The sequence below is a fragment of the Bacteroidota bacterium genome, assembly GCA_025059945.1.
Classification (GTDB): domain Bacteria; phylum Bacteroidota; class Rhodothermia; order JANXDC01; family JANXDC01; genus JANXDC01.
The window spans coordinates 1-13,243 of sequence record JANXDC010000011.1; the positions used below are offsets into that span (position 1 = coordinate 1).

Genomic DNA, 13,243 nt, shown 5'->3' on the forward strand with positions numbered 1-13,243 from the left:
GTTGTCCGGGAGATTCTGGAAAAGTGCGGGCAGACATTCCGCACCTATCGCAACACCGTACTGGTGCTGGCGGCCGATGAGGGCGAACTTGCTGCGACTCGACAACACGTCAAGCGCCTTCTGGCCTACCGCGCGATCCACGAGGACAAAGCCTTGTGGCGTCAGCTCTCAGAAGAGAACCGAAAAGCAGTGGAGAACAAGTTCAAGGAGACAGAAGGCGGCATCGCCCATCGCCTGATGAGTGCCTATCGTCACCTGGCTAAAGCCGGTGAGCAAGGGGTCCAATGGCTCGACCTTGGCTTGCCCACAGTCGGGATGAAGCGGTCGCTCTCTCATCGGGTGCGCGAATACTTGCGGAGCGAAGACTTACTGCTCAACAAGATCTCGCCCCGGTACATTCTGGAAAAGGCGATGGGGACCGAACCGGAGAAAGCCGTGGATGAGCTCTACGAGGCGTTTCTACGGTATTCGAACCTGCCCATGTTGGAGAGCAAGCAGGTGCTGCTCCACGCCATTGCGCAGGGCGTGCGGGAGAAGGTCTTTGGAGTACGGATCGGTGACCGCACCTTCTTCGGAGAGAACGTCTTATCACAGCTCGGAGCAGGTGCGATCGTCGTGCGTGAGCCGGAACTCCCGCCTGAACCGCCATCAGGAACGGGAGGGGGAACCACCACCCTGGAGCGTCCAACGCAGGGCACTCAAGAAGATGGCTCCCCTAGGCCTGGCCCCAGCACACCAGTAATTCGCGAGTACAGGCTGGAAGTCGTCGTCCCTTGGGACAGACTCTCCGACTTCGTTAGCGGCGTGATAAGGCCCCTGCGCCTAGACGGTGCCGAGATCACCCTGCAGATCCACATGGAGGCTCAAAGCCAAAACGGGATTAAGCAGATGACCCTTGAGCACAAGGTGCGGGAGACGCTCCGGCAGATCGGAGCGCAGATCCTAAAAGAAGAGCCGCTTTAGAGCGCCTGCGGTGTTCACACGAAAAGCCTTGGGCTCTTGGGGGCTCATCCCTGTCCGCTTGGAGCATGAACCGGCTGTTTGTAAGAACCCTTTTAGGCGCGACGGTGGGGCTCTTTTGGGCCTTGGCTTTGCTTGCGCAGCCTGCCCCTCATGCGTCGGAAGCCGGTTGCGCGGCGGCCCGCCAGCTAGGCCTTGCGATGTGGGGACGTGCGGCAGAGGAGCCGGATTCCTTTCGCGTCGTCTACTACGGCCTTCGGCTGCGCATTCGGATGCGGGAGCAGGGCTATCTAGAGGGCGCCGCGACCGTTCAGGTGCGCATCCTGCGGGGTCCGATGCGGCGCCTGACGCTGGAGCTGGCCGGCGCGCTAGCGGTGGATTCGGCCCGTAGCGCCTGGGGGCCCGTTTCGGTGCGCCGCCGAGATCGGCATCTTGAGCTTTGGCTCGGGGAGCCGGCCCCGACGGGCTCGCTTCTGCGCTTTACCGTTTACTACCGGGGCCGGCCCACGGCAAGCGGCTTGGGCAGCTACGTGGCCACGCAGGTGGACGGACAGCCCGTGCTCTGGACCCTCAGTCAGCCCTTCGGGGCCTCAGACTGGTTTCCCTGCGCGAACGCGCTTACGCAGAAACCGGACTCGGCCGACGTGATCGTGCGCTGCGAGCGGCCCTTCAAGGTGGCCTCAAACGGCCTGCTCGTCTCCGTCGAGACGCACGAGGACGGCACCTGGACCTTTCACTGGCGCACCCGCTACCCGATCGCGCATTACCTGATCTCGCTGGCCATAGCCGACTACGAAGAGCAGCTCGACTGGTACCGGTTCGGGCCCCGGGACTCCATGCCCGTGGTGCATTACCTGTACCGAGGCCGGCTGGCCGCTTACCGAGAGAACCTGCGGCGTACGCTCGATATGCTGCGCCTCTTTGAGGCCCGCTTCGGCCCGTATCCGTTTCGCCGGGAAAAATACGGGCACGCCCAGTTCACCTGGTCCGGCGGCATGGAGCATCAGACCCTCTCCTCGATGGGGAACTTTTCGGAGGGCCTCATCGCGCACGAGCTGGCCCATCAGTGGTTCGGCGATCAGATCACCTGCGCCTCCTGGTCGGACATCTGGCTGCATGAGGGCTTTGCCACCTATGCGGAGGCCCTTTGGCAGGAGGCCGCCTACGGACCGGAGGCCTATCGGGCTTTCATGGCTAGCCGCATGGATCGGGCCCGCCGCGCCGTGGGAAGCGTCTATGTGCGCAACCCGTACGCGATCCAGGAGATCTTCGACCCCAATCGCTCCTACGCCAAGGGGGCCGTGGTGCTGCATATGCTGCGCCGCATGGTGGGCGATAGTCTTTTTTTCCGCATCCTGCGCGCTTACACGGCCGATCCCGAGCTGGCCTACCGGGTGGCGCGCACGGAGGACTTCCGCCGCGTCTGCGAGGCCGTAACGGGACAGGACCTGGGGTTTTTCTTCTCCCAGTGGATCTACGGCGCGGGCTATCCGCGTTACGCGATCAGCTGGAGGGCCGAGCCCGCTGGCGGGCTGCGCTACCTTGTGCGCTGGATGGTGCGCCAGGAGAACGCGCAGCAGACCGAGCCGCGCGTTTTCCGGATGCCCGTGCGCGTGCGCATCCGGACCGCGCTTGGGGACACGGCGTTTGTCGTCTGGAACGAGCGCGCCGAGCAAGCGTATCAGGTCCTCGTCCGCGGCGCCCCGGTGGAGCTGATCTGGGACGACGGCGAGGGGGTGCTCAAGGAAGCGCAGGTTGCGCTTGAGGCCGGCTCCGAAAGCCCGTTTCGGTTTGCGCTCGAGGCCCTCTATCCGCATCCGGCCTCGGAGCGGCTTGCCCTCTTGTACCGGCTTGCCGAGCCGGCCGAAGTGCGGCTTTTGCTTTACGACCCCACGGGTCGGCTCGTACGCACCTGGAACCTGGGCTGGCGCCCCGAGGGGCCGCACACGTTAGCGGTGAGCCTCTTGGACCTGCCCGCCGGGGCTTACGTCTGGGTCCTGCAGGCCGGCTCCCGCCGAGCAAGCCGGCTGTGGATAAAGCGTTAGGCCATGATCGAGCTTGCCTGTGCGATTCAAGAGCGCCTCTTGAAGGTTCGGGAGCGCATTGAGCGCGCCTGCCTGCTAGCGGGGCGTTCCGCGGAGGAGGTGCGCATCATCGGCGTCACCAAGGGGCATGGGCCCGAGCTGATCGAGGCCGCCTACGCGGCCGGGCTAGAGGAGATCGGTGAAAACCGCGTCCAGGAGCTCCTGGCCAAGCAGGCCGTCGTGCGCGCGCCGGTCCGCTGGCACCTGGTGGGGCATCTGCAGCGCAACAAGGTCAAGTACCTCCTGGGCCGCGTGGTCTTGGTGCACAGCCTCGACTCCGAGGCCCTGGCTCAGGAGATCGAAAAGCGAGCCGCCGCCGCAAACCTGATCGTGCCTTGCCTGGTGGAGGTGAACGTATCCGGGGAGCCGAGCAAGTACGGGGTCAGGCCCGAGATGCTGCCCCGGCTGTTGGAGGTCGTCTCCGAACTGGCGCATCTGCGCGTCGAAGGGCTCATGACCGTGGCCGCCTATCTGGAGCCGCCCGAGGCCGTGGCCCCGCAGTTCGCCCTGCTTCGGGAGCTTCGGGAGCGTTACGCAAACGCCTTCGGTCCGAACGTATCGCTGCGGGAGCTCTCCATGGGCATGAGCCACGACTTCGAGGTGGCCGTCCGCGAGGGCGCCACCATGATCCGGCTGGGCACGCTGCTCTTTGGTCCGCGCTCTTAAGTTGCGCATCCTCGAGGGCGCGTTGTAGTTTTGCGCGTCCCTTTCGGAAGCGACGGACTTTCGGTATGGCCCCCAAGCGCGCAAAGAAAGTCTCCAAGGAGGAGGTCCGCCGGGATCGGCTCGTAGAGCTCTATGCCTGCTGGAGCGCCTTCTATCACGCCCGGCGCAGGCTCGTTCTGAGCCTAGCCGGAGCCGTGCTCGGGCTTGCGCTTGCAGTCGCAGGCGCGATCGCCTACCTGAACCATCAGGACCAGCAAGCCAACGAGGCGCTGGGGCGCGTGGTGCTCTGGTTTGAGTCGGGCCAATACCAGAAGGCCCTAGAGGGGGATACAACGCAGCGTATTCCGGGCCTAGCCCAGATCGCCGATCGCTATCGTTGGACCCAGACGGGCAAGCTAGCGGCATATTATGCGGCCTCGGCGTACTATGAGCTAGGCCAGTACGAGAAGGCCCGGCAGTACTTTGCCCGCTATCCAAATAACGGCACCCTGCTAGCGGCTGCTGCGCGCGCTGGCGAAGCGGCTGCTTACGAGAACGCGGGGCAGTATCGGCGCGCCGCCTCCTTGTATCTGAAGGCCGCCTCGCAGTACAAAAGCGAGCTCCTTACACCCGACTATCTTTTTGGGGCTGCGCGCTGTCTGGAGCAAGCCGGCGATTTGCGGGCGGCGCTCCGCGCCTATGAGCGGGTGCAAAAGGAGTTTCCCAAAACCCCGCAAGCCTCCGAAGCCGAGCAGCACGTAGCGCGCCTTACGGCCGCCTTGGCCTCCGGCTCCTAAAAGCCCCCCTCTAGACCAGAACGCGATGGCCGTCGAGACCCGCATCGAGCAGCTCAAGGACTTCGAGGGGCGCGAGGTCGTGCTCAAGGGCTGGCTGGCGCACAAGCGCTCCAGCAAACGGGTTCAGTTCCTCATCGTGCGCGACGGATCCGGTTTCTGCCAGTGTGTCGTCCATGAACCGGAGGTGGATCCGGAGCTTTGGGCTCAAGCTGAGCGCGTAACGCAGGAGAGCGCCCTGTGGGTCCGAGGCTTGGTGCGCCGCGACGAGCGCCAGATCGGCGGCTACGAGCTGGGCGTGCGCGAGCTGCGCATTCTGCACCTAGCCGAAGGCTACCCGATCACCCCTAAGCCGCACGGGGTGGATTTCCTGCTGGACCGGCGGCATCTATGGTTGCGCTCGCGTCGGCAGTGGGCCATTATGCGCATCCGGCATCAGGTAACAAGCAGCATCCACGCGTTTTTCGAAGAGCAGGGTTTTCTCAAGCTCGACGCCCCCATCTTTACGGGCAACGCCGTAGAAGGCACCACGACGCTTTTCGAGACGGACTTTTTCGGTCAGCCCGCCTACTTGTCGCAGTCCGGTCAGCTCTACGCCGAGGCCATGGCCATGGCCTTCGGCCGGGTCTACACGTTCGGGCCCACGTTTCGGGCCGAGAAGTCCAAAACGCGCCGGCACTTGGCCGAATTCTGGATGGTCGAGCCTGAGATGGCCTTCTTCGACCTGGACATGGCCATGGATCTGGCCGAGGCGCTCGTGGAGCGAATCGTACAGGACGTGCTCCGGAACCGGCGCTTTGAGCTTTCGCTTCTGGGCCGCAATCCGGAGGTTCTGGAGCGCGTCCGCAGGCCTTTCCCCCGCATCACGTACACGGAGGCCGTGGAGCTATTGCGCAGCCCCGAGACGCAACGCCTGCTAGAGGCCGATCAAGAGGCGCTGCTTTCCGAGCGGGCCGCCCTCGAGGCCGAGGCCGAAACCCTGAGGGCCGAACAGGAGGGCTCGGCGCCCTTGCGGCGCGGGGAGAGCGAGCACCGGTTGGCTGAGATCGCGCATCGGCTCTCGGAGATCGAAGAGGAGCTCAAGAACATCCCGCTCTGGCGGGAATCGGCCCGCAACTTCCGCTGGGGGGAGGATTTTGGCGGCTCCGATGAGACGCTGCTGTCGCGGCACTTCGATCGGCCCGTGCTGGTGCACCGCTACCCGGCCGCCGTGAAGGCCTTTTACATGAAGCGAGATCCCGAAGACAAACGTCTGGCCTTGGGCATGGACATGCTCGCCCCAGAGGGCTATGGCGAAATCATTGGCGGCGGCCAGCGCGAGGACGTTTTGGATCATCTCATCGAGCGTATCCGAGAGCACCGCCTGCCCCTGGAGGCCTACGCGTGGTATCTGGATCTGCGTCGATACGGCTCGGTGCCGCATGCGGGATTCGGATTGGGACTGGAGCGCACACTGGCCTGGATCTGCGGCCTGCGGCATGTGCGGGAGACTATCCCGTTTCCGCGCATGATGGGCCGGCTCTTCCCATAGCCCTCCTCTTGGCATACGGCTTGCCTTTATCTCGTCCTACTAGGTATAAACCCGGTGAGGCGAATATGCGGGTTTTGGTGGGCCTTTTAGGGCTTTTGCTGGGCGCTGCGGCCTGGGCGCAGCCGTCGGTGCGGCTCATCACGGTTAGCGGCCAGGCCGAAGTGCGCGTGGCGCCGGATGCCGTATGGGTGCAGTGGGCCGTGGTGCATCGGGCCGCCACGCCGACGGAGGCTTATCAGCAAAACGAACAGGCGGCGGCCGCGACCTTGCAGGCCGTACGCCGCATGGGGGCTGAGGAGCGCGACCTCCAGGTGCGCAGCGCCACGGTCAGCCCCGTAGAGGAGTACAACCCCCGATCCGGGCGCGCCGAGCTTCGGGGCTACGAGGCCCGACGGCTGATTGTCCTGCTTTGGCGCCGGCCCGAGGAGCTAGGATCGCTGCTGCGCGCGATCTTGGGCTCCGGAGCCAACCGCCTGGAGCAGGTGCAGTACGTGTTTTTGGACGAAAACCGCGCCGTGCGCGATGAGGCCCTGCGCAGGGCCGTAGAGGACGCCCGCCGGCGCGCTGAGTTGGTGGCGCGCACCCTGGGCGTCTCGATCCGCGGGGTCTGGCAGGTCGTGGAGACCGGACTGCAGCTGCCGGAGCCCGTTCCCCTGGGGCTTGCCCGGGCCACGGCCCTAGCGCAGGGCTCCGGGGACTCGTTTGCGCCGGGTGAACTGTTGATTCGCGCCCAGGTGCAGGTGAGTTTTGAGCTCCTCTGACCCAAACCCAGAGTCGCGTCGCGCAACGGGCCCCGGATCTTGTCGCGGATTCGGGGCCTGCTGGTTACCGGCCTCGCGCGTGCCGCGTCTAATAAGGTGGCTTGCACAAGCGAAGAAGGGAGGCCGCATATGAGACGCGTTGCCTTGCTCCTAGGTGCCCTGGCCCTGTGGATGGGGGGATGCGATTGGCTCTCGCAGGAGCAGTCGGGCTCTGCCTTGGAGGTGTACTTGACCACCGAGCAGCAGACCGGTCAGTTGCCCTCGCTTTCCGTGCAGGACACGGGGCCAACAGTAGCGCACGACGACGGCCGCCGCGGTCCCCGGTTCGGGCGCTTCCCGTATGATTCTATCGCTGCGGCCGCGATCGTTGTGCGGGAGGTCAAGGTCTACGGCCGCCAGCAGCGGGGCACGACCGTGCTGAGCTCTAGCAAGCCCATAAACCTGCTGGACATCAAAAACGAGCTGGGTGTACTGCTAGGGCAGGCCCAGATTCGGCCGGATACGATTCGCGCCCTGGAGCTCACGGTCGATCAAGGGGAGATCACGCTCAAAGACGGCCGCAAGTTCAGCCTGCGGGTGCCCGGTACAAATGGTCGGTTGCTCGTGCTGTTCCATCCTCCGCTGGTTGTTCAGCAGGGCCAGACGATCCAGATCACGATCGAATTCGATATCTCGCGCTCCTTTGTGGCTGTGCGCGACCCCGCTACGGGTTCGATTCGTGAGTTCCTGTTTTCCCCTGTCATCCGTCCGGTACGCGCCAAGGCCACTGGATTCGGGACAGGCGGCCGGGGTCGCTAGAGGGGCTAGCGTGCTATGACGGGGGCAGAGGAATACGGGATCATTCGGCGGGTGCAGGACGGCGACCGGGAGGCCTATCGCCTCCTGGTCGACCGCTATAAGGACATGGTCTTTCACGTGGCCCTGCAGTTCGCGCCCGACCTCGAAACAGCCCAAGATCTGGCCCAAGAGGCCTTTGTGCGAGCCTATGAGGGGATCGGGCGCTTTCGCTTTCAGTCCAGTTTCGCCACGTGGCTTTACCGGATCGCCCTCAACCTGGGCCGGGATTACCTTCGCCGGCGCCGCCTGCGCGCGACCGAGTCTTTGGAGGTGGCCCTAGAGGTCGCCTCTGAGCGTGCAGATCCGGATCGGGAACTGGAACGGGCCGAGTTTCGCCGGGCCCTGCAGCGGGCTTTGGCCCGGCTGCCTGAGGCCTATGCGATTCCCTTTCTCATGCGCTACAGCGAAGAGCTCAGCTACGAAGAGATGGCCGCCCGCCTTGCGGTCGCCCCTGAGGTGCTCAAGGTGCGCGTTTTTCGGGCGCGTCAGAAATTGCAACGCATGCTGCGCAGGTGGACCTGATGCGAGAAGATCGCATTTGCGCCCTCCTGGAGGGGATGCTCTCCGAAGCCGAGGAGGCGACGCTGTTTGCGGAGCTAGCTCGCGACGCTCGGCTGCGGGCTCGGTTCCGAAGCGCCCTATGGGCGCACCGCATCCTGCGCGAGCGCCCTCAGGCGCCGGCCGACTTCACCGAACGCGTCATGGCTCGGCTCCCCCTTAAGTCCCCCAAAGCCTCTCCCGAGGGGATCGGGGCGCGTCTGCGCCGATGGTGGGAGGAGGCGTGGCTTCCCAGGCCCGTTTTGTGGCGCCCGGCCTGGGCTGCGGCCGGCATCTTGGCTATAGGGCTTGCGTTGTTCGTTGGCGCCTTCTGGCCATGGAGGTCTGCGGAGCGCCCCGAAGCCCGGCCTGAAGTGCTGCACCGGGTCCGGCTGGCTGTGCCTGTGGGGCCGGCTGAGCGCGTGGCCGTGGCCGGCACGTTCAACAACTGGTCAACGGAAGCTTGGCTCTTAGAGGACCCCGATGGGGACGGGATCTGGACAGGGGAGATCCTGCTGCCTCCGGGGCGCTACGAGTACATGATCGTGGTCGACGGCGAACGCTGGATGCCCGATCCGGCGGCCCCGGCTTTTGTCGAGGACGGATTTGGCAGGCGCAATGCCCTCTTGGTGCTTTAGGGCCTGGATCCTGGCCTGTGGCGTGTTGGGCCTTGCGCGGATGGCGCAGGCGCAGTATCGTCTGGAGGCGAGCGCCGAGTTCTGGGCCGGCTACGCCAGCAACCGCTTTCTGCTCGCCTATGGGGTGCCCCAGTGGGATCCACAGCGTGCCGCGGCCGGGGCATCCCGGCTGGGGTTAGCCGGCCTGCGGCCGTTTCGGCGGGGGCAGTTGCGGGCCGGATCGGAGCTTGTGGGGCTTTGGCGTCCGTCTTACCGGGAGTGGGCCCTGCGGGCCTTTGCGGAGTTGCGCTATAGCGTAAGCGCGCAGCTGGGAGCCTGGGCCTCGGCCAGCCAAAACTGGACGAACGCGCCCGCCTTTCGGCATTTTAGCGCCTTGGAGGTCGGGCTTCTTTGGACGCCGGCCTGGAATTGGGGGCTAGAGGGCAGCGCTGGCTGGGGATACCTGCCTACGGTGGCCGCGCCCCAGACGGCGTTGCGCTACGGGATCCGGTTGCTCGTTCAGCCCCATCCGCGTTTGGGCCTGTCGGCGGGCTGGCACGGCTGGGGCGCGCAGCAAACCGAGCCCGCAACCCTTGTGGAGCTCACCTTGGCCGCAAGCCCAAAGCTGGCCGCGATCCGGCTCGCCTTGGAGCATCAGCGTTGGCCTGTTTCGGTGCCTCAGGTTCGCCGCTGGGGCCGACGCCTGCTGTTAGCGCCCACCCGGGAGGTGGAGCGTTGGAGCGGCGCGCAAGTGGAGCTGGCTCGCCCCTTGAGCTCCGGCTGGCAGCTTTCGTTGCAGCTGGGGGCTTCCCGCTATCAAGGTCACCGGGCGCAGCGCACCGACGCTCTGCTGGGGGTGGGCCTTCGGGCCTCGGGCCTTCTGTGGAGCCCTACGCCCACGGGCGCGATTCGCTACAGCAGAACAGCCCAAGGGGTCTGCGTGGAGGTCTACTACAAGGGGCCTGGCCGGCTGTACCTGGTCGGGGATTTCAACGGCTGGCAGCCCAACGCCCATCCTCTTGAGCCGGATCGCTCGGGTTGGTGGCGCATCTGCCTGCCCCTTTCCCCGGGCGCGTATGCTTTTAAGGTGCGCTGCGAGGGAGATCCGCGCTACCGTTGGCTCCCCCTCCCGGAGGACATTGAGCGCATTCCCGATGGCTTCGGAGGGGAAAACGCCCGCCTGTGGGTGGTGGGAGTATAGGCCATGAGGGTTTGGCTGAGTATCGTGCTGAGCCTGCTATTGGGGATCCCGCGCTCTGGGGCGCAGACGGGCCCAGAACGCTGGCGGGAGCCCGCCCGGGCCGCCGGGCTCGATCCGGAGCTCGTTGTCTCGCTTTGGACGCGCGCTACGGCTCAGGGCTGGTCGGCGGCGCCGTTGGAGGAGCTCATCGAGACCAGCCTCGCCTTGGAGCGGCAAGGGGCTCCGGGGGAGCTGCTTCTGCAAAAGGCCCTCGAGGGGCTAGCCAAACAGGTGCCCCAAGAGCAGGTGCTGCGCGTGATCGGTTCGCTAGAGCGCACCGTGGCCCGCACCCAGGAGATGTTTCGGCAGCGCGAGGCCCAGTGGCTGGAGCGGATGCCGAGCCTGGCCGAGCGAGAGGCGCGCCGCCAACTCATGCGGGAGATCACGCTGAGCCAAATGCAGGGAACGGGGCTAGAGGCGATCGCGCAGGCGATGGACCGTTGGGTGCGGCTGCGGCGAAGGCCCGATTGGCGCGATCTGGCGGCTGCGGTACGCCTGTTGCCCGAGATGCCCACGCCCCCAGTCCAGGCCGCTGAGCTCATCGCCGCTCTGCTTGAGGCCGGCGGGCGTACCCCCGAGCTCGGCCAACTGCCCGGGGCGCTGCGTATGGCCCAGCAGCAGATGCGCCTGCCTTCGGAGGCGATCGCGCAAATGGCCACCCGCCATATCCGAGGCGGCATGCCCGTTCCCGAGCTGCTCGAGCGCATGCGGCGCGGAACCTTGGACCGCCGCCCGCTGGAGGGCCTGGGGCGTCCAGGCCGCCCTAGAGGGTGAAAAAATTTCCCCTCTGAGGTTTCCTATTTTCTCGACCTTTTTCGGTTTTCCCATCTACCGCTTGCGTCTTCCCCCAAACCCCTCTTGGGAATGCCGTTTGCTCGCTCAAAGGGGAGCCAAAACATTACACAGGGCTATAGCCATGCTCATAAGCGCTAAGCATGCTATGCGAAACCTTTCTATAAAAGCCCGCATCGCCCTTGCAGGGCTTGTGCCGCTATTCTTTTTGGGCTTTCTGGCCTGGGTCTACGCCCAATATCAGCGCGTGGGAAACACCCTCACCTGGGTGGAGCACAGCCAAAGGGTCCAGCGTCTGGCAGATCAGTTCTGGGCGGAGGTATTGGGCTTTCAGGCGAATGTGCGCCGCTACCTCATTACCGGCCATCCCGATGATCGCAAGCCCATAGCGGAAAGCCGCGCCAGCCTAGAGCGTACAGGGCAAAAGCTGCTGGAGCTCATCGGCGACAACCCCACACAGCAGGAGCGGGTGCGGCGGATCCTTGAGCACGTTGGGCGCTACGAGCGCGACATAGCGGGACCCCAAATTGCCCTGCGCGAACGCATAGCCGCTTTGGAGAAAGAGCGCGCCGCGCTAGCCGCCCAGGGCCAAGACTGGCGTTATTATGCGTATCGGCAGAAGGCGCGCGCGCAACTGGAAGCTCAGGATAGCCTATCTGCGCTCGCCCTGCAGGCCCGAGGAGGGCTAGCCGAGATACGCCGACTTACGCAAGCGCTCGTAGAGGAGGAGGCGCGTTTAGCTGAGGAACGGCTAACTGGGCTCTCAAAGGAGCTCAGGGGCACACAGCGGATGTTCCTCTGGGGAGGACTAGCTGTGATCGGGCTGGGCCTATGGTTGCTGTTGCACGTCGCCTACTCCATAATACGTCCTGTCGCTCGGCTGCACAGAGCCATCGAAAACCTCAGACGGCAGCAGGAGATTCAAGAGGAGCTAGAGACCGAAGGGCGAAACGAATTTGCGCAGCTAGGCCGAGCTTTCCTGGAGATGGCCCGGGCTGTGCAAGATGAGATCGCCAAGGCGCGCAGCGTGCAGGAGAATGTGCCGCTTCCCTTTGTGCTCGTCGATGCGCAGGCTCGGGTGCAGTTCGTCAACCACCTCGCTTGGGAGCTTGCCGGCTCCTCTCAGGCGGAGGCGCTGGGCAGGCCGGTGGAGTGGCTCTTTGGGCACGACTTGGGGTTGGGCGAGATCCTGCGCACCGGAGCGCCCAATCCGGGTCAGCAGTTTACGCTGCGCACCCGTCAAGGGGAATCCTTCCCGGCCCGCGTGATGGGGGCGAGCGTTCGAGACGCTTCAGGGCGCATTATCGGCGCCTTCGCCACGGTGGCCGATTTGCGTTTGGAGATCGCGCAGCAGCGGGCCTATCTAGAGGCTCAGATTCAGCCCCTGGAGGCCGTCTTGAACGCCATCGCAGCCGGAGATCTGACGCAGCCCGTCGTGCTTGACCCGAAAAGCGATCTTTATCGGCTCGGCCAGACCATAGAGCGGATGCGTCAGGGCCTGGTCGGGCTTGTGGAGCAAGTTCGGGAGGCGGCCGACTCTGTGGCCTCAACGGCTGTGGAGATCTCGGCCTCCACGGAGCAGATGAGCGCCGGTGCCCAGGAGCAGTCCACTCAAGCGGCCGAGGTGGCGGCGGCCGTAGAGGAGCTAAGCCGCACCGTAGTCGACAGCGCTCGTCTGGCCCGAGAGGCGGCCCAGGCCGGGCAGGAGGCGGCCGAGGCCGCCGGCCATGGGCGGCAAGTGGTCGACGAGGTGGTACGCGAAATCCACGAGCTTGTGGAGGTCATCGACCGGGCCGCATCGATCGTAAAGGCGCTAGGTCAGTCGGGCCGCGAGATCGGCAAAATCGTGCGCGTCATCGACGAGATCGCGGATCAGACGAACCTTTTGGCCCTCAACGCCGCCATTGAGGCGGCTCGGGCCGGCGAGCAGGGGCGCGGTTTCGCCGTGGTGGCCGACGAGGTCCGCAAACTTGCGGAGCGCACCCAGCAGGCCACGCGCGAGATCGAGGCCATGATCGAGCAGGTGCAGCGCGAAACCCATGCGGCGGTCGAGGCCATGCAGAGCGGCGCCGAGCAGGCCGAGCAGGGTCGCAAGCTCGTCGACACAGCTGGTCGGGTGCTGGAGCGGATCGAATCCATCGCGGCGCACGTGCGATCGCGCATTGAGTCCATCGCCGCCGGAGCCGAGCAGCATTCGGCCACCACGACGCAGATAGCGCGCAACGTAGAGGCCATCGCGCAGGTGGCGCAACAGACGGCCGCCGGCGTGCTGCAGACGGCTCAGGGCGTGCACCACTTAAGCCGCATGGCTGAGGACCTGCGGCGGGCTGTATCTCAGCTGCAGGTCGCCGAGGAGGCCTCGATTGGGGAAAACGGAACGGGGCGGCGCTGAGGCGTGCAGGCGCATCGCAGGTTCGGGCTCCCGGCCTCGGAGTCTGGGCCCTC

12 protein-coding genes are annotated in these 13,243 nt (G+C 65.4%); all 12 read left to right on the forward strand.

Annotation, left to right across the window (positions count from 1 at the left end; translation table 11 throughout):
* Positions 1 to 963, forward strand: a 963-nt coding sequence (locus NZ993_05805; GenBank protein MCS7155306.1) for an ATP-binding protein, incomplete at its 5' end; no start/stop codon positions are given.
* Between the two features lie 65 nt (positions 964 to 1,028).
* On the forward strand, positions 1,029 to 3,005 hold the full coding sequence (locus NZ993_05810; GenBank protein MCS7155307.1) for a M1 family aminopeptidase: 1,977 nt from the start codon (positions 1,029 to 1,031) through the stop codon (positions 3,003 to 3,005).
* A gap of 3 nt (positions 3,006 to 3,008) precedes the next feature.
* The gene (locus NZ993_05815; GenBank protein ID MCS7155308.1) at positions 3,009 to 3,710 is read left to right on the forward strand and encodes a YggS family pyridoxal phosphate-dependent enzyme; all 702 of its coding nucleotides are present in this window, start codon (positions 3,009 to 3,011) and stop codon (positions 3,708 to 3,710) included.
* 65 nt (positions 3,711 to 3,775) lie between these two features.
* Positions 3,776 to 4,486, forward strand: a complete 711-nt coding sequence (locus NZ993_05820) for a tetratricopeptide repeat protein (GenBank protein ID MCS7155309.1) — start codon at positions 3,776 to 3,778, stop codon at positions 4,484 to 4,486.
* Positions 4,487 to 4,511: 25 nt separating this feature from the next.
* Positions 4,512 to 6,014, forward strand: coding sequence for an asparagine--tRNA ligase (locus NZ993_05825; GenBank protein MCS7155310.1), 1,503 nt, complete (start codon positions 4,512 to 4,514; stop codon positions 6,012 to 6,014).
* Positions 6,015 to 6,079: 65 nt separating this feature from the next.
* Positions 6,080 to 6,775 carry an SIMPL domain-containing protein gene (locus NZ993_05830; protein MCS7155311.1) on the forward strand — a complete coding sequence of 232 codons (696 nt, stop codon included), beginning with the start codon at positions 6,080 to 6,082 and terminating at the stop codon, positions 6,773 to 6,775.
* 129 nt (positions 6,776 to 6,904) lie between these two features.
* Entirely contained in the window at positions 6,905 to 7,573 is a 669-nt protein-coding gene (locus NZ993_05835) for a DUF4382 domain-containing protein (protein ID MCS7155312.1), read from the forward strand.
* A 15-nt stretch (positions 7,574 to 7,588) separates the two neighbouring features.
* A complete protein-coding gene (locus NZ993_05840) occupies positions 7,589 to 8,134 on the forward strand; it encodes a sigma-70 family RNA polymerase sigma factor (GenBank protein MCS7155313.1) in 546 nt (181 codons plus the stop codon).
* Positions 8,134 to 8,787 (forward strand): hypothetical protein, encoded by a 654-nt coding sequence (locus NZ993_05845; protein MCS7155314.1) that lies wholly within the window; start codon positions 8,134 to 8,136, stop codon positions 8,785 to 8,787. Before NZ993_05840 ends, NZ993_05845 begins: the two co-directional genes overlap by 1 nt.
* Positions 8,768 to 9,967 carry a hypothetical protein gene (locus tag NZ993_05850; protein MCS7155315.1) on the forward strand — a complete coding sequence of 400 codons (1,200 nt, stop codon included), beginning with the start codon at positions 8,768 to 8,770 and terminating at the stop codon, positions 9,965 to 9,967. Before NZ993_05845 ends, NZ993_05850 begins: the two co-directional genes overlap by 20 nt.
* A gap of 3 nt (positions 9,968 to 9,970) precedes the next feature.
* The gene (locus NZ993_05855) at positions 9,971 to 10,780 is read left to right on the forward strand and encodes a hypothetical protein (protein MCS7155316.1); all 810 of its coding nucleotides are present in this window, start codon (positions 9,971 to 9,973) and stop codon (positions 10,778 to 10,780) included.
* A 166-nt stretch (positions 10,781 to 10,946) separates the two neighbouring features.
* Complete coding sequence (locus NZ993_05860) at positions 10,947 to 13,190, forward strand: methyl-accepting chemotaxis protein (protein ID MCS7155317.1); 2,244 nt, start codon at positions 10,947 to 10,949, stop codon at positions 13,188 to 13,190.
* The last annotated feature ends 53 nt before the right edge of the window (positions 13,191 to 13,243 follow it).

What these genes read in the sequence shown, in the direction of transcription:
- NZ993_05850 (MCS7155315.1), top strand. Translation starts at nt 8,768, where the DNA reads ATGCCCTCTTGGTGCTTTAGGGCCTGGATCCTGGCCTGTGGCGTGTTG.
- NZ993_05840 (MCS7155313.1), top strand. Translation starts at nt 7,589, where the DNA reads ATGACGGGGGCAGAGGAATACGGGATCATTCGGCGGGTGCAGGACGGC.
- NZ993_05830 (MCS7155311.1), top strand. Translation starts at nt 6,080, where the DNA reads ATGCGGGTTTTGGTGGGCCTTTTAGGGCTTTTGCTGGGCGCTGCGGCC.
- NZ993_05810 (MCS7155307.1), top strand. Translation starts at nt 1,029, where the DNA reads ATGAACCGGCTGTTTGTAAGAACCCTTTTAGGCGCGACGGTGGGGCTC.
- NZ993_05815 (MCS7155308.1), top strand. Translation starts at nt 3,009, where the DNA reads ATGATCGAGCTTGCCTGTGCGATTCAAGAGCGCCTCTTGAAGGTTCGG.
- NZ993_05820 (MCS7155309.1), top strand. Translation starts at nt 3,776, where the DNA reads ATGGCCCCCAAGCGCGCAAAGAAAGTCTCCAAGGAGGAGGTCCGCCGG.
- NZ993_05845 (MCS7155314.1), top strand. Translation starts at nt 8,134, where the DNA reads ATGCGAGAAGATCGCATTTGCGCCCTCCTGGAGGGGATGCTCTCCGAA.
- NZ993_05855 (MCS7155316.1), top strand. Translation starts at nt 9,971, where the DNA reads ATGAGGGTTTGGCTGAGTATCGTGCTGAGCCTGCTATTGGGGATCCCG.
- NZ993_05825 (MCS7155310.1), top strand. Translation starts at nt 4,512, where the DNA reads ATGGCCGTCGAGACCCGCATCGAGCAGCTCAAGGACTTCGAGGGGCGC.
- NZ993_05860 (MCS7155317.1), top strand. Translation starts at nt 10,947, where the DNA reads ATGCGAAACCTTTCTATAAAAGCCCGCATCGCCCTTGCAGGGCTTGTG.
- NZ993_05835 (MCS7155312.1), top strand. Translation starts at nt 6,905, where the DNA reads ATGAGACGCGTTGCCTTGCTCCTAGGTGCCCTGGCCCTGTGGATGGGG.